Origin of the sequence: Nocardioides candidus (genome assembly GCF_041321175.1) — a bacterium.
Classification (GTDB): domain Bacteria; phylum Actinomycetota; class Actinomycetes; order Propionibacteriales; family Nocardioidaceae; genus Nocardioides.
Map to the genome: position 1 here is coordinate 384,851 of NZ_JBGGWC010000003.1, position 17,203 is coordinate 402,053.

At 64.1% G+C, this 17,203-nt stretch carries 9 protein-coding genes; 7 read left to right on the top strand and 2 right to left on the bottom strand.

Features of this window, described 5'->3' with window-relative positions:
• Position 1: 1 nt before the first annotated feature.
• The 7 genes from dpdF to dpdD are packed head-to-tail and all read left to right on the top strand — an operon-like array spanning position 2 to position 14,448.
• The gene (dpdF, locus tag ACAX67_RS16150) at positions 2-2,599 is read left to right on the top strand and encodes a protein DpdF (RefSeq protein WP_370704892.1); all 2,598 of its coding nucleotides are present in this window, start codon (positions 2-4) and stop codon (positions 2,597-2,599) included.
• On the top strand, positions 2,599-3,519 hold the full coding sequence (dpdG, locus tag ACAX67_RS16155; protein ID WP_370704893.1) for a protein DpdG: 921 nt from the start codon (positions 2,599-2,601) through the stop codon (positions 3,517-3,519). The genes dpdF and dpdG overlap by 1 nt, the downstream gene beginning before the upstream one ends.
• Positions 3,516-6,572, top strand: coding sequence for a protein DpdH (gene dpdH, locus ACAX67_RS16160; protein WP_370704894.1), 3,057 nt, complete (start codon positions 3,516-3,518; stop codon positions 6,570-6,572). Before dpdG ends, dpdH begins: the two co-directional genes overlap by 4 nt.
• Positions 6,569-7,279, top strand: coding sequence for a hypothetical protein (locus tag ACAX67_RS16165; RefSeq protein ID WP_370704895.1), 711 nt, complete (start codon positions 6,569-6,571; stop codon positions 7,277-7,279). The genes dpdH and ACAX67_RS16165 overlap by 4 nt, the downstream gene beginning before the upstream one ends.
• Complete coding sequence (gene dpdJ, locus ACAX67_RS16170; protein ID WP_370704896.1) at positions 7,276-11,772, top strand: protein DpdJ; 4,497 nt, start codon at positions 7,276-7,278, stop codon at positions 11,770-11,772. The genes ACAX67_RS16165 and dpdJ overlap by 4 nt, the downstream gene beginning before the upstream one ends.
• On the top strand, positions 11,769-12,293 hold the full coding sequence (gene dpdK / locus ACAX67_RS16175; RefSeq protein WP_370704897.1) for a phospholipase D-like domain-containing protein DpdK: 525 nt from the start codon (positions 11,769-11,771) through the stop codon (positions 12,291-12,293). The genes dpdJ and dpdK overlap by 4 nt, the downstream gene beginning before the upstream one ends.
• The gene (gene dpdD / locus ACAX67_RS16180; RefSeq protein ID WP_370704898.1) at positions 12,283-14,448 is read left to right on the top strand and encodes a protein DpdD; all 2,166 of its coding nucleotides are present in this window, start codon (positions 12,283-12,285) and stop codon (positions 14,446-14,448) included. Before dpdK ends, dpdD begins: the two co-directional genes overlap by 11 nt.
• Here the strand turns inward: dpdD and ACAX67_RS16185 are convergent.
• Together ACAX67_RS16185 and ACAX67_RS16190 are read right to left on the bottom strand one after the other, a co-directional pair.
• Positions 14,434-14,793 carry a hypothetical protein gene (locus tag ACAX67_RS16185; RefSeq protein ID WP_370704899.1) on the bottom strand — a complete coding sequence of 120 codons (360 nt, stop codon included), beginning with the start codon at positions 14,791-14,793 and terminating at the stop codon, positions 14,434-14,436. The two genes, dpdD and ACAX67_RS16185, sit on opposite strands and share 15 nt — an antisense overlap.
• Positions 14,794-14,893: 100 nt before the next feature.
• Positions 14,894-17,158 (bottom strand): AAA family ATPase, encoded by a 2,265-nt coding sequence (locus ACAX67_RS16190; RefSeq protein WP_370705093.1) that lies wholly within the window; start codon positions 17,156-17,158, stop codon positions 14,894-14,896.
• Positions 17,159-17,203 lie beyond the last annotated feature (45 nt).

Here is a 17,203-nt window from a genome sequence, read left to right on the forward strand (position 1 = left end):
CATGACCGATCAGTGGAACCTAGTTGCCGCCCATCTGGCTGGTGCTACCGACAACCGTGACCTTCTCACCGGCCCGCACCGCCGACTGGTGGATGCGTGGTTCTCGGAGATGCCGGGTGCCGCGATCGCTGGTGATGTTGCCGCACTCCTGGGCCAGGTACTGCGTCACCGTCGAGGAACTACCGGTCAGTCCAATAGTTTCCTGATCCTTCGCCTTGACGAGCGAGGCGTTCCGGTGCAGGCGCTTCTTCGAGCGAACCTCGATGTCACCAAGTTCGGCTTGCACGAGCACCGCATCACGCTTGGCCACGATTGGGCGCCAGACTGGCTGCGTGGCGACGTGCGCTGGATCGACTTGGCCTGCACGAGTCCTGACCCTTTCGTGGGGCCCAAGGGCCGCGTGTCCACCTCTGCCCGGCATGACATGGCTGTGCCGGCAGATCCATCTGTGTCCGCGATTTCTGGCATCGAGACCTATCGTTCGCGCAGCCAGGCAAGTGCCGTCCGGACCGCAGCGCTTGCCCCTGCCGGAGACACGCTCCACGTGGTGCTACCCACCGGGACAGGGAAATCCCTGGTGGGCATCGCGCCCGGACTACTCCGCCGTACTGGAGTGACAGTCGTCGTGGTGCCAACCATTGCATTGGCTCTGGACCAAGAGCGCCAACTTCACCAGCGATTTCCGAGCCAGGGCCTTCCTCAAGAGTTGGCCTACTACGGCGATCGTGCCGCTGCTGAGAAGGAGGCGATCAAGGGGCGTCTGTACGAGGGCACCCAAAGGGTGCTCTTTACTTCTCCGGAGGCGCTCGTCACCGGGTTGGCGCAGACTCTTCGGCACTTGGCTGCCCGGGGTGATCTGAGCCATGTCGTGATCGACGAGGCACACCTCGTGCGCACATGGGGCTTGAGTTTCCGACCCGAGTTTCAAGTCGTCGCATCCCTGGTCGCCGAGTTGCGAGAGGTCGCTCGTGCGCAGGGGGTAGAGCCGCCCCATGTGGAACTGCTGACAGCTACGCTCTCGCGACAGAGCCTGCTGCTAAACGACGAACTGTTCGCCGGATCCGGAACCTCTCTATTCGTAGGTTCTACCTACCTTCGCACTGAGATCCGTTACCTGCTTGCCCCTCCTGCCGTCCCCGAATCGCGCCTCGAGCGAGTGGTCGATGCGCTCCATCACCTTCCACGACCGGCGATCGTCTATACGACCAAGAAGGAGTCGGCCGACGTCTTCGCAAATCGACTGCGGGACGCGGGATTTGGCCGCACGGCCGTCTTCCATGGAGATGTGCGCGCCGACGACCGACTGGAGATCCTGCGGGCATGGTCGGGTGATACCGGCCCCACATCTGTCGATGTCGTCGTGGGGACTAGCGCGTTCGGCCTCGGTGTGGACCAGAGCGACGTTCGTTCTGTCATCCACGCCTGCGTGCCGGCCTCAGTTGACCGCTTCTATCAAGAAGTTGGCCGCGGAGGCCGCGACGGTCACGCGGCTGTATCGGTCTGGTTGCCGAGCACCACCGATGCCCAGGAGGGTCGCAGCATCGAGAACGCCACCGTTCTTGGCGATAGGAAGAGTTGGGGTCGATGGGACGCGATGCGTACGGCGCGCATCTCGGCCGACCCATCACGCCGCGAACTTGTCGTGGACACCAGCACCGTCCCGCCCTGGCTCTCATATGCCTCCGACAGCAACCAACTGTGGAACCGCAACACGCTGGTCCTGCTGCAGAGGGCCGGGGTACTCGACATTGTCGACACTCCCCCGCCCACCTTGGAGCGCGTTGAAGGTGAACCTGAGGCTGACTGGCAGCAGCGAGTCGATGCTGCGTGGTCCAAATACGTGAAGCTCGCCACCGTGCGCATCCGCGCGGGCATTGCGAATGTTGACGAGGCTAGTGTCCTGCGCGCGATCGATCGGGTTCGACGGGAAATCCGTGATTCAGAATCTGACTCGCGCGACCGGATCGAGCGCATGTTCCGACTGGACGAATGCTGGGGCTCAATCCTGAGCGAGGAGTACGAGTACCAAGACGTTGGCGCGATGCACGCTCACCAGGTCGTGGCGCCCGCGTGCTCGGGGTGTCCCGCCACCGCGCACGTCCACGAGCCATCTTTGCGGGCCGCGCGCCCGATCGTGCAGGAGGCATCGGTCCCCCAGCTCCAGCGCGAGGTAAGTGCAACGCTTGCGGCAATGGCCGCAACGGGCCGGACGCTCGTGGTGACCTATCCCGAGGGAGACCTCCGAATCCATCTTGCCGAACTTGTCACGAAAGCAGTGACACACGGGGTCCGAGGAATCCTGGCATCTGCGAGTGTGGCCAACTTGAGGGCTGTGGCTCAGGCAGGCCGCACTGCGCCCGAGGGACTGGTCGCCATCGATCCAATCGTTGCGGGCCCACCCCGAACGTTCCCGATCCCTACGTTGATCCTGTTAGATCCGACCGATCCGCCACAGTTGAGTTGGCTTGCTGGAGAGGCGGGTTCCCTTCGGATCGTCGTACTCCCGGAAGATACGCCGGACCCTCAATATCCGGGCCAACCCGTGAAGAGCATTCGCTTCCCGCATTGGACGTTGTCGTACTTCCTTAGGAGTCTGTGATGGCAGTACTTAACCCGCCACGCACATTGCCTGGCCTCGGCCGCGCCATCGTGAACTACCTCCTCGACGCACGACGTTCGCCAACCGAGGACGACCTAATCGCCGCCTTCAAGCCGGATGGGCTGAACCCCGGCGCCGAGGCCGCTGGCGGACTGAAGAACACGATCTCCTCCTTGCGCGCCATCAACGTGCTCGAGACGAATCCCGACGGAACTCTCCAACTGGGTGCTCAGGTTCCCGCTCGGAAGGCGCCTTTCGACCCTCCGGAGTTCCGACGACTCCTGCAATCCCGCGTATTCGACCTCGGCCGAGATGGCGATGTCTGGGCAACGCAACTCGGCGACGGACACACGAGCGGCGCGCGTGACCTCAACCGAGCCCTGACCTGGGTGCTGGCACAGGACGCGTTGGGGCAGCCGCTGTCTTGGACCGAGAATCTGCAGACACTCCAGTCTGAGCAGTTCGGCACAACCGATCGTGAATCGTGGGCCATCGTCAATGACACGCGTTGGGTGGCTGCGTCGCGTTGGATTGTCGCGCTCGGCTTGGCGACCCCGTCAGTCATGAAGGATCGGACCGGCGTGGTTCCACTGCCGGTTGCCGCGGTGGAGGACGCGCTACGAACGATGCCCGCCGAACGTCTCCCGATCCACGACCTGTTGGCGCGCATCGGACAAACGCTCCCCGTCCTTCATGGTGGGTCAATGCGGTCCGGACTCGTGGCCCTCCTTGGAGCCGATCCCGACCCAGGCATCCTCGCCGACTGCGCGGACAGTTCGGTCGGACAGGCACTGCGCATCCTCGAGGATCGCGGACGGATCCGATTCGAGACGCTCCCGGACGCACAAGGCATCCGCCTGTCCCGTTTCGACGCCGCGCGCCAAACGCACGCCATCGTGAACCATGGAGGAAAGAAGTGAGTTGGCGCGGCAACCTGCCAGCGGCCTGCTGGGACGCACACGAGGCTTCAGCCATCATCCCTGTCGAGGCAGAAAGTACGTCGGACGGCGTCTTCCTCGCCACACACAGCACGATCCCCATCACACAGCGGGATCGAGTAGACAGCGCCCGCGGTGGCGCCGTTGTTGACGAACAAGCCCTGCTTCGCGCTGTCCAGGAGCAGCCGGCGGACCAACCGATCATCCCGATCCTCGGTAAGTCCGGTACCGGCAAGTCCCACCTCGTTCGATGGCTACGAGCTCATCTGGAAACCAAGGAATCGACCCGCCTGATCTTCGTCCCGAAGCACCGCATGTCCTTGCGCGGGATCCTCGAACTGATTCTTGAGCACGCGAGCGGCGAACGGGCCGACGAACTCCGGTCCAAGGTGGCGACCGCGGTCGACGCTGCTGCGGATGAAAAGACTGCGCAACTGAAGCTGCGCAACGCCCTTGCGGTGAACATCGAGACGCGGGGCAACCGCACCGATGGATCCCCGGAGGAGATCGAACTCCGGTCCTATCTCGCCTCTGCCGGTGGCCTTCCTGCCCTCTTTGGAGACGACGTCTTTCGGAGCCGACTGCTTGACCAGAACGGGCCAATCGCCCGCCTGGTGCGCGAAAAGTTGTCCGGGAAGGGCGACGAGGACAAGGAAGACGCCTTCGGGTTCACCCCCGAGGACCTGAATCTCTCTGTGGACGACGTCAACCGGGCCGGCCAAGCGGCTCGCGAGGTCGCTGGGGCACTCACGAGTGAGCACTCGTTCCGTGAACTCGCCGCCAAGATGATCAACGAGCAACTCGGTCCATCTGTGAGCGAGGTCTTCGGCGTGGGCGGTGACGACCTCAAGCAGATCCTTATCGACGTACGCGTCGAGTTGGACAAGCAGGGCCTTGAACTGCTTGTGCTCATCGAAGACTTCTCGATCTTCCAGGGGATTCAGGGTGGCCTCATTGATGCCATCACGCTCATCTCCACCGAGGCGCAGAAGCTCTGTCCGATGCGCGTCGTCATGGCCGTCACGACCGGTTACTTCATCAACCAGATGCCAGAGACGGTCTATACGCGGACGTACCGAGTGTTCGACCTCGACCTACCCGACGGAATCCACGCGGCCTTCCAGCCGACAGGATTCGCCAGCCGATACCTCAACGCTGTTCGAGTCGGGGCATCGGAGCTCGACGCAGCACATGCGAGCGAAGACGAGGTGCCCAACGCCTGCGAGCAGTGTCCTGTCAACGCGGCCTGCCACTCATCCTTCGGCGAGGTTGACGGCTACGGCCTCTTCCCGTTCAACGAAGCCGCCCTCGACCGTGCAATCAAGAGTCAATCCTCCGACGGCAGCTTCGTCGCTCGCAACGTACTGACGCGTGTCCTCCGCCCGGTCCTTCATCGTGACCAGGCTGAGATCAACAACGGTCGATTCCCGAGCGAAGGCTTTGCCAACGACTTCCGTGGCGGCGCAAGCGACCGCCTGGCGAACATCGAAGACCAGTTCAAACTGCGGTCGCCCGGAGACGAGGAGCTTTCCGAGCGTCGCATCCGCCTCGTACGTTTTTGGGGCTCGGGGCCGGGCGCGGAGAATCTCCCTCCGACGATCCATGACGCCTTTGATGTCCCACCGGTCGACAATCTCGGCGATGCAAGACCACCCAAACCGGACTCCCGTCCGACGCTGCCCGCCAAGCCTTCGGTTACTGCCACTCCGACTCCGCAGCCAGTCGCTCCAGACCCGCAACTCGTCAAGGCTGTCGATAGCTGGCTCGCAACCGGCAACATCCTGCAAGGCGAGATCAACGATCTGCGGAACATCGTCTTCCAGGCGGTTCGACAGCGACTCGCGTTCGAGGACGGATATGGCGGCGACAGCCTGTGGGGGAACGACAAGGCCCTAGCGCCAGGTTTCGAGGGGAAGATGGTCGAGTTCAGCCAAGCGAAGCTCGCTGACGCGGTGTTGCCGATGGACCGATCCAACCCGGACGACATGCGAGCTCTTCGCGCACTCGCGTGGGCCAATAACAAGAACAACTGGGCAGACGTACCGGATGGAGAGCGACTGCAGAGGCTCACCGAGACTGCCATCGATAGATGGGCATCCAGGGTGGGCAGCAAACTGCTCCCTCCGCAGCGCCCCGACAACGACACCGAATTGGCTCGGCTCGTAGAAGTACTCCTCAGCATCGCGCGAGGGCTCGGAATCGCTGACGCCTTCAAGTCGGACACCACTAGTCGGATCCGGGCCATGTTCGCCCCGGTCCCTGACCGCCCGGATCTCGAGTCGCGGCCGGGCCTTCGGACCCTCCACAGCTTCTTGGTGGAAGGTGCTCGGAGCGGCAGCAGCGTCACTCGCGTCGGCCGCGGCCAACTCCAGCAGCGACTGCTCCGGCACGCCTCATTCAGCCAAGGCTCTGGCAAGCCCCTTGCCTTGGACCTCAGCAAGGTAGCCAAGGTCGTCCGAAGTGGGGTCGCGGGCGCACCCTGGCCGGCCGAGACGCCCGACCTGATCAGATCCTCGGTCTCGACAATCGAGGCGCGCCTCGCGTCGATCGACTCGTTGCACGCAGAAGCTTGGAACCTCGTTCCCGATCTCTCAGACCTCGGTGGCGACCTCGCAGACGTTGCCTCAGAGCTTCTCGTTCTCGTGAACGAGCGAGCTGCGGCGGGCGCGCTGCCGGGCGGGATCAATCCAGCCGAACTCCAAACCGCAGCGAAGGCCGTCCGGCTTACCGACCAGCGAAAGGTCGAGGCCACCTTCGCTCAGCTGAGTCGCTGGGGCCAACTCAGTGTTGAGGAGAAGCTTCAGGTCCTCAATGGTGATTGGGATGAGTCAGCGCGGCGAGTGGGTGTCTGGCACAGGATGGCCCGTCAAACCGTGCGACTGCTCGAGCACAGTCTCGGCAACGGCAGCCCCTCTGATGTCCAGCGCGAATACGCTGAGGCCCGTGACCAACTGGTCGCCGACCTCACGGCAATGGCCGACTCGATCTGTCCCCCAACAAGCGACGATTCGTCCGGAGCAGAGGAACTCGCATGACCCTGCGCAGCACGATCCAGGATCTGCGTGCCCACGCCGAAGTCGCCAATGACGAACACCAGGTCAAAGTCCGGACAGGACAGTTTGCAGATCTCAGTGCACGCCTCGCACCGGCGTTGGCTGAACTGCCCGCGCTGAACGTCGCGCTGAGTGAGGTCGCGCAACTCGACATCGACCTTCCAGCGGGCCGCGAACAGGATGCGGCCCAGGTGGCCGAAGGTCTTCGTGCGCTGGCAACCGAGGTGCCCACTCTGGGAATGGATCAGAATCTCGACCTCGCCAAGGAACGGGTCCGGTCGGCGGAGAAGTACACCAGAGAACTACGCGCGGTCGTCTCCGGCGCGTGGCAGACGTATGTCAGTCAACCCCCGCCCGCGATCAATAGCGATCTCATTGATGCACTGGCGCACGGCGGCGTCGACGTGGAAGAGTTGCGCGACGCACTTGAGACCGCGCGCGCCCGCCTGCTCGCCGTGACCAGCAGGCAGATTCCGGACCGCGGCGCGGTCCAGAAGTACCGTGACACCATCGAATCCATCCACCGCTGCGGCGAACAGATCGGCGACGTCGTAGATCCAGATATCGCTGAGGGCATCGTTGGATCTCAGGAACCACCTGGGGTCCCGCTCACATGGTTTACGCCAGAGCGTCTCGAGAAACTAAGGGCCCTCGGCATCGTCGATCGGTTCCAGGTGAGGCTGCAATGAATCCGACCCTGCTGACCAGAATCCTTGACTGCCTTGAGTCGCTCGAGGATCCACTGTTGTGTTGGGGCGTCGTCGACGGTGGTTTCAGCACAGATGAACTCCGCAAGGTGATCAGCGATGAGCTCGCCGCGAGTCATGAGTGGGACCTGGGGCCCGACGACATCATCGAGGCGATGACTACGCAGGCACTGCTGGTCCACGACTCGAGTTCGTCACCTGCCCGTTGGCGTACGCGCAACGGCGAGACTATCCGCTTGGTGGCGCGGCTCCGGCAGACGTTCCTAGGCCAGACCTGGCAATCCGGCACGAACCTGATCTCCGACTTCCGGTACGCACGCCGCCCCCGCTTCTATCCCAAGCGAGATCAGCCTTGGACCACTGCCATCGACGGGGTCGTCGGCCCCGTCGATGCCTATCGCGACGTCCTCGAGGTCATGACTCAACGCGAGGGCAAGCATGACCTCCTCGGGGGGTTTCAAGCCCGCGCTACGAGGCACATCTTGACCTCGTTGCAGAGTCAGACCACAACGGCCACCGTCGTAGCTGCTGGAACCGGAAGCGGTAAAACAAACGCGTTCTACCTTCCTGCGTTCAGCTATCTGGCTGGTATCACGGACCAGTCCGCATGGACGCGCGCGCTAGCCGTATATCCCCGAACCGAACTGCTGAAGGATCAACTGGACACGGCGTTTGCCCACGCCTGCCGACTCGACGATCTGTGGAAGCGGTCCACTGGACGATCGATGACGATCGGCGCCCTCTACGGCAGCACGCCCACCAACGCGAAGAACGTACGGCTCCCCTACCGGGGTTGGGGAAAGCGCCCCCATGGCATGGCTTCGCCTCAGATGCGCTGTCCCGGTGATGGCGTGGGCCAATGCGGGGGCGAGCTCGTTTGGCCGAACGAAGACATCGATGCGGGGGTCGAGCGCCTGGTTTGCGCGACCTGCAGGCGCGCATTTGGACAGGACCAGGTCGTCCTCACCCGTCAGTCCATGCAGAACTCGCCCCCCGACCTACTCTTCGTGACGACCGAGATGCTCAATCGCGGACTCTCCGACCTGAATCTCACACGGCCTTTGGGCATCGACGTACCGGTCGACAAGAAGCCTCGGATGATGCTCCTCGATGAGATTCACACCTACGACGGGACCACCGGTGCGCAGGCCGCAATGGTTCTCCGCCGGTGGCATCACAGCGTTCAAGCCCCTATTGCGTTCGTCGGTCTTTCTGCGACCTTGTCGAACCCGATCCGCCATATGGCTGACCTGACCGGGGTCGACGACGAACTCGTCACCAGCATTGCGCCCGATGCCGACGAGTTGGAGTACGAGGGCGCGGAGTACCTGCTCGCGCTCCGCAGCGATCCCACAAGCGGCGCGTCCGTGCTGTCCACGACCATCCAGACATCGATGCTGCTCCCGCGAGCGCAGGATGAACCGGCGAGTCGGATCTCATCCGGGATCTACGGAACAAAAGCCTTCGTCTTCACGGACGACCTCGATGTCACAAACCGCCTCTTCTCGTACCTCCTCGACGCCGAGGGGCAGCGATACGCATTCGGAAAGCCCAAGTCCTTCAAGGCTCCTCTCGCCTCAGTGCGCGCCAGATCGAACGGCGGCGATGTCACGCAACAGCGTCGCGCCGGTCAACTCTGGGATCTGCCCATGGTCATCGGCCACAAGTTCGCGACTGTCGGCGAAGGCCTGCGGGTTAGTCGAACCACGTCCCAGGACTCAGGCGTTACCGCCGACAGCCAGTTGATTGTTGCGACAGCCTCACTCGAAGTCGGCTTCGACGACCCAGACGTCGGTGTTGTCATTCAGCACAAGGCACCTCGCGGAGTGGCCGCCTTCCTTCAGCGGAAGGGTCGAACGGGACGCAAGCGGACCATGCGGCCGTACACAGCGGTCGTGCTCTCCGACTACGGCCGCGACCGCGCGACCTACGAGTCGTGGGACACCCTCTTTGATCCCGTCCTGCCTGATCTCGTCCTGCCGATCCGCAACCGAGCTGTACTGCGCATGCAAGCCACTATCGCGATGATCGATTGGCTAACGAGTCAGCTTCGGCAACAGGGCATCCCAAAAACGACCATCGGCTGGACCGCCCTTGGCCTGAAGCCGGCCGACAGTTTCGCCAAGCCGGGCCGCGAGACTCAACTCAAGGCCGTTGGGATCTTGAACGATGCCCTCCGAGACCCGGATCGTCAGCGAAGCCTGCGCACGTGGGTGCAGAACGCACTGGGCCTGTCCGACGCAGAGGCCAACGAGGTCCTGTGGCATCCCCCGAGGCCACTGTTGCTCCAGGCGATCCCGACATTGCGCCGCCGCCTCCTCCACAACTGGGGAGTGGCTGATGCCACCGGAGTGCATGAGTTTCGCGACCTCATGGGTGGCAATCCCCTGCCCGACTTCTTCCCGATGAACCTCTTCAGCGAACTCGCGTTGCCCGAGACCTTCGTGAGCATTCCGCCCCAGTTGGATCGAGAGACCAACCGGGAACTCCAGGCGATGGGCCTCGGCCAGATGCTCCGCGAGTACGCACCGGGTCGCGTCTCACGCCGCTTCGCAACAAGGAATCTCGAGCACCGCCACTGGATCCCCGTTCCGATCGGCGTTGCTGAACCCGTGCTTGAACTCACGGCGCTCCTGCCCGTGTTTGGGGTCGAGGAACCGTGCACCATTGACATCGACGGCACACCGACGACCACAACAGTGGTACGTCCAGATCAGGTGTTGGTCGAACTCCCCCCGAAAGCAGTGAAGGACTCGTCCAACGCAACGATGCAATGGCGATCGCAATTCATCGAGACGGGGCCTGGCCTGGTGATCCGCGTGCCATCGGGTGACCCTGTCGGGCGCCTGATCACCGACGCTCGCTTCTTCCTGCATGCTCAGAACGCTCACGTCAACGTCCACCGTGCTGCGGTGAGCGCTGATGCGACGCTGAACCTGGAGGACGGCACTGAGCAACGTGTACGATCGCGCTTCGCAATTCATGGCCAACCGGCAGCGATGGGGTCCACCTTCGACGTAGACGGATTGCGCATCCGAGTGGACCTGCCCGCGGATATCGACGTCCCTGCCGACCTCCTTCCGGCTCTGCGCAGTGCCTGGTTCAAGCACGTCCTACTCAATGACGACGAGTTGCTTAGCTTCCTGAACAGCTTCCGAATCGATTGGCTGCACCAATGCCTCGAGGCCATGCTGCTGACCACAGCGGTACGTGACCAGAGCACCCTCGCGGAGGCGTTCGCATCAATCCACGACTCGTTCGACGTCAAACTCGACGAAACGCTCGACGCCATGTTCAGGGCGTCGAGCGTGACCGAGTCAGAGTCCGCGGTGCTGTCACGCATGGGCGCCCGGCTCAAGGAGGCACTCAAGAACCCGGCCATCGCGTCCCGCCTGGACGCCCTGGCGCCCCAGTACTGGTCTCCAGAGCCCACCGCATTCAATCGGTGGCTCCGCGAGCGGACGCTTTCGACGCTTGGCCACGCGACGCTCGCTGCGGCCAGACAGATTTGCCCGGAACACGATCCTGACAGCGTCATCGTTGACATCGAGCCGGGCTACGACGCGAGCGGCAAGCCGCGGGCCGGCGAGATTTGGTTGTCCGAATCCTCGATCGGCGGTGGTGGATTCATCGAAGCTCTCGCAGCACGCGTCCGCCCCGATCCCAGGCGACTCCTTCGGCTCCTTCTCCGGGCTACTCAGCCAAGCACGTACGAACTCGTTGACAGCCACCTTCAGCGGGTGATCGACCTTGTGACAACGGACGCAACATGGTCCGGCCTCGTCAACGACTTTCGATCTGCACCTGATCAGGCAACGCGCGTCGAGGCGCTCGGGCGGATCCGGGACGGCCTTCGCCAATCGGGCATCTACGGCGCCGAACAGTCGGTGGTGTCGTCGCTTGCGAGTCGCGTCCTGCGGCCAGGATCGACCCCAGCAACGGACCTGGCGTTGTCGACAGTGACGACCGAGTGGAAGGCAGAAGAGCAAAGACTCGGCGTCGAGATCCCGCCTCGCACCTGGGCGTATCTGATGCGTGATCGCGCCGACTTGGATGCTGGTCTCGTCCTCGCGGGTGGAGGCGGGGAGCGCCAGCGAATGGATGCGGTCCAGAGCATGCTGTGGCCACGCGGATGGCAGCTCCGTGCGGAACAACTGAACGCGTGGAATCCATTCGCAGAGAACCTGCCCGCGGCACCCGACGTGCTGCGGTCCCTCGCTGCAGCGGGCGATCCCCCGCTCCCCCTCACCAGCGACTGCCGTGTACGAGTCCGGCAGGCCCTGGCACGCACGGGGTCGGCGCAGGTCCTAGCCACTCCCGATCAGGCCGGAGAGCTTGCGGATCTGCTCGTGGACGTCAGCGTCGAGCCCGTAGTCACCGAGTACCTCAATGTCTATCCGCGAGTCGTGGAGGTCGACCACCGGGCGAACGGCGACGTCGTCGTCGCCCTCGAACTGGCCGAGGTGTCGGCATGAGACGGATTACGACTGGAGGCCGCGGGCAGACGCGGATTCTCAATGACCTCATGCAGACCCTGCTGGTCACAGAACTCCTGGTGCCTTCCGGGCAACTCTGGGTTCTGTCGCCTTGGATCTCCGATATCGACGTAATCGACAACACCGCAGGCCAGTTCAAGACGGTGCTGCCGGGTCTCCCATCACGATGGATTCGCCTGACCGAGGTCTTGATCGAGCTGGCCCGTCGTGGGAGCGACGTCCGCGTTCTGACTCGCGACGTCGAGAGCAACATCGTTGCGCGGCAGCGACTCGAAAACGTCGGTGGCCTCGGCGCCAAGCCGGCGGTGCGAATCCATCCCAAGCTGCACGACAAGGGCATCCTGGGTGACCGGTTCCATCTCCAAGGCTCGATGAACTTCACCTACTTCGGGCAGTCTGTCAACGCCGAGGGCGTGACGTTGACGCACGACCCCCACGTCATCGCGGAGACGCGGATCGCTTACAACGCTCTCTACGAAGGTGCCGGTCATGCAGGATGACGAATTCTTTGGTCCGGGCAACGACATCAAGCCGGCCCGCCTGCAGCCAGAACATGAGGCATCGATCGAGAACTGGCGAGATGCCATTCGACGCGGGCAGATCGCGTTCCTTCCGAGATCGACCAAGGGCAACCTGTACTGGTACGGGTTCGCTCCTACGAAGCGAGAGCAGAAGGAGCTGCTCACGCTCCTAGATGCCTGGGTGGGTCCAACGTTCAGTGACTTGCCTAGGAGCCGCGGGCGACTGTACCCGCTGGATCCGTTTGACACGGCGCTCGCCGCCGACGCCGTGCCTCCGCTTCGCTTTGAGGTGCTGCCGCGCGGCAGCGGGAAGGCTCGCGATGAGGTCCGCCATGCACTCCTCGTTCTGTCGAAATTGGTGTGGAAGCGTCCCCGTTCTGAGTTCGACGCGCCTCGAACCACGGTGGAGGTGCTCGACGACCTAGGCCACGCCATCGGTGCTCAGGATCGGCGAATCGCCCTTGCATGCCTGCGTGAACTCGAAGCCTTCGCCGATCTCGACCACTCGAACCTCGCGTTCCTGCGCTTGCGCGTACACGCCGGGCTCGGCGATATCGCCGCGATCTTCGCCGACCGGGACTTGGAGCACGTCCTCCAATTGCGGCGCCCACTCGGGATCACTCGACTGCTGCAGTTCGCTGTCTACGAGCGCTACCTAGAAGAAGCCGATGCATCCGGCGACGAAACATCACTGATCGAAGCTGCCGAGCGAATCCCCGCTCGCCTCCGCACTCTCATGACAGGAGGCATCGCAGGGAGCCGGCGGGCGCTCGTTGTCGAGTTCGTCCTAGCCAGACTTAACGGCGCCACAACTGGCGCTCTTGAGCGGTTGGCTGATGAGGCTCAGTCCATCTCGCCGGCATTGGCGGACACGCTCCGCCGACTGATCACGCCTAGCGCTGAATCAACTCAGCCGCTTCCTGAAGCCCCTTCGCCGAAGCCAGACGTCACACCGCCCAACGAATTCCACCGACTAATCGAGGAAGGAGAGTTCGCTGCCGCGATCGTCGCGGGTCTGGCCGAGCCGCCATCGACGACGACGGCTGCGCTATTGGTCGGGTGCGTTAGGGAACTCGAGGACGTGCATCTCGCCGGTGAAGTCGCGGCCTTCGTCGAGGCTTCGGGACTCGAGGCAGAGTCCAGCGATCACGACATCGTTGTGCGAGCCGATCTTGAATGGCTCGCGGACTTCCTGACCCCGCACCGACTCCTTGGATGGCTTGGGTGGTTCGATGCACTCCAAGCGAACGACGCGGTGGGATTGGATGTCGATTTCAGCGTCTGCGCCGATTGGGCCCCGCTCGACCGGGCGACTGTCGCCAACTGCCTCGCCTCGCTCGACGAAGAGGCCCTGGCTCGTCTCGGAGACCACGGCGGCGCGTTCATGGCATCGCATTCGTCGCTGTTCGCGGGCCCAGATGGCGGCGAACTTTGTGAGCGGGTTCTTGCGGGCTTCGCCGTCAGCGAGAAGAACACTGCGGGCATCCGCCTGCAGACGGTCGCACTCCTGGAGTACATGGCCGCTGCCGGTCCCGGGCCAGAGACCCTGGCCGCCTCCCTGCTGTGGACAGAAGACATCGTTCGAGTAGGCACCTCAGCCGTCACTGCCAGTTGGACCGTCGATGTACTCCAGGCCGCAACCGCCAGCCCGCAAGCAGTCGCGCTCGACGCGAAGACCCGACTGTTCTACGCCGCATTGGACGTACTGCGGCCCGTGCGCTCTGGTCTCAGTCTCGCCGACATTGAGGGACTTCGATTGGTCGCCGACGAACTGGCAACCACCCTGCCCGACGACTTCGAATTCGACGCTGCCGATGCAGACCCCGCTGCGCCCTACCGCCACCTTGAGGGTTCCGTCGTTGTGCTCTACTCACTGACGGCGTCCGCGACTACCCGCGCAGCCCAAGTGCTTAGGCGGCTTATTCCAGGCATCGACGTACGGACGACCTCTGAACATGACGGCAGTCAGCAACTCGCAGCGCTCAGTTCGAACGCCGATGTGTTCGTCATGGTCGCTGCGTCAGCGAAGCATGCGGCCACCAACTTCATCAAGGACCACCGTGGAGGACGACCGATCCTTCAAGTGAACTCGCGCGGATCGTCCGCAATCCTGCGTGAACTAGCCGAGGGGTGAGGCCGGACTACGCAGGGTCTTGGAAGGGGAACACCGGCGAGCGCCGCACGCCAGCAGTGTGCCGATTTCCAGCACTGCGAGCCATCCCATCTTGATCGCGTCCCAGGCGAGCACGAGGACGACAAGGTTCAACCAGTCGGGCGCGCCAGCCACCACCGCGTCCGCCACCACCTTCATCGCGACGAGCGCCCCCGCTGCCACGACAAGGACCGCAGCGACCGTCCCGGGCCGCCGCTGCGACGCTCGTGCTCGGCGAATGAGGACGTTCGACGGCGCGTAAAGCAAGAGACAGCGGTGCGCGAGGGCCACCGCGGCAATGACGGGGAGGGCAAGAAGCACGATCATGGGACGCCCTTTCTGACGGATCAGATTCCGTAGTACGCCGGGATCGACGCTGGCCGGCCCCTGAGGTCGCCTCCTGTGGAGAACGAGTGCGCTCGTCGGGCTATGGACCCGAGATGGCCCGGACGTCGACCCCAACGGCGCGGGCTTCACTGCCGCTGACAGTCGACAGCGCGACTGCTTCCCGCAGAGCGACCTGCGCTCGTTGACGGTCGGCATGCTGGGCGTTGTTGGCGGTGCTGCCAACGAGGGGCAGACCGCTGACGATCTTGTAGCGATCGCGGTATGCAGCAACGGATGCGGCCGCAAGCAACCAGCGCTCGCGCTGAGCCGGATCCACCGGACGCTCTCCCAGGCGTCGAATCCACGGAGCGTCTTCACCGACAGCGATCTCGACGAGCGCGCGTGCGCGGGCCTCGATCACAGCCTTCCGCTGATCGATCGCTTGGCGGTCGTCAGCGGCCATCTCCCCCAGCGGCTCCGGAATGAGGCCGGCGATCAGTCGGGGGCGAAGCGGGCAGCCGCGAGGCACTCCAGCAGCAGTCTTGTCGACCCGGTAGCGCAGTACGGCGGCGATGTCGTCGGCGTCGCCGAGGCCGTGCTGGCTCACCACACGAGGGACGAGCCCTTCTAGGTCGTGCTGATACGCCTCGGCCCGTCGAAGCGCCGCAGTCAGCGGCCCGAAGGCCGGAGAGGTGACCACCGCGGTGTGCTGTTCGGCGGAGAGACCTGACCGGCCCAACAACTCGACGAAGCGGTCGTGCTGGGCGTCGGCCGCGATCGTCTCCAACTCGGCGGCGAGGCGGTCGATGCCGCCGTACAACGCGTATTCGGCTTCCATCGTCTGGAGCGCGCCGAGGCTCGCGCCACTGTGCTGGAGGACTCCAAACAGGACCGTTCGAGCCGTGACGTCGTCGGGCTCGGGCGTGGTGTGGCTGTCGTCGGGCTGATCCAGGGCGACGTACGCGCTGTTGGACTCTCGACCGCGGCTCATCGAGACGTAGAGGTTCTCCCGCGTCGTTGTCGGGGTGACGACGACGTGTGCCGTGTCGACGGTGACGCCCTGGGCTCGGTGCGCGGTGACGGCGTACCCGAGGTCAAGGTTCTCCCCCACGTACTCGCGTGGAAGCACCGCCTTCCCACGTCGCCGCGGGCCGACCCGGTTGACGACGGCTGAGCCGTCGCGCCGGATGTCGGCGATCAACCACCGGTCGCCGTTCTTCACCCATCCACCAGCGGACGTACGCAAGGTCCTGTCGTTCCGCCGGGTGATCACAACGTCGCCGATGGATGCGCGGCAGCCGTCACCGAGTTCGAGCTCGCGTCCGTCTACAGCACCTTCCAGGAGCAGTCGGTCGGCGCGGGCGCGCTCGTTGAGTGCGCGTACGGCGCGGGCCGACTCACTTACGAGGATGCTCGCCTTGCCGTCCAGCACGTCGGCTCGCCATGCCTCGTACGCCTCGTCGAGCATCTCGTCGGTCAGGCCTTCACGGATGCGCTTCTGGCGGGCGTAGGTGGAGATGATCTCGACCTCGCCGCGGCGCAGAGCCAAGGACGCGTGCTTCTCCCACGGGTTGATGAACCGGTGGATCTCTGTGAGTTCGGGGGCATCAGTACGCCGGTCCACGAGAAGCGAGAAGGCGCCACCCGCCTCGACCGACTGGAGTTGGTACTGGTCACCGACGAGCAGCACCTTGGCGTCGGCCGCCTCGGCGATGCCCGTGATCCGGTCGAGCGTCGCGGTGCTGGCCAGCGTGGCCTCGTCGACGATCACGAGCTGACCAACACTGAGGGATGTCCGGCCCAGGTCGAACTCGGTCAGCCACTTCGCCGTGTTGTCGCAGGCGATCCCGAGATCGTCCGCCAGCGCCTGAGCGGCAGCGGCCGACGGGGCCAGACCGATCACACTCCCCCGGCCATGCTCGGTGATCCACATCGAACGAAGCGCCCGCATGGCGGTCGTCTTGCCGGCGCCGGCCGGACCGACAAGGAGATCGAGCCTCCGGCCGGAGGTCGTAATGCTCTCCAGCGCCGTCCGCTGTTGCGAGCTCAGTTGCCCCTTCGAGTGGGCAAGAACGCGGCTGGTGACGGTCGAGCGCACATCCGGCGCGCCCCGGGTCTCGGAGCGCCTCAAGAGCCGCTCCTCGGCCTCGATGATCGCCGTCGACGAGTACTTCACCGAGTGCTTCGGCCGGAACACGCTGGTCCCGTCCTCGCGCTGGAATCGAGCCGGGCTGATCGTGATCTCCGGCGGGGTCAGCGCCACCGACTGGCCCTGCGCCTCGTCAACGATCATGGCGACTACCGCCTCGCGGTCAGCAGTCGTCGCGAAGCGCAGATCCATCGTCTGCCTCGACGCCTCGGCCATCAGGTTCCAGTGGTTCCACACGGACTTCTTCAAGCTGACGGCGGC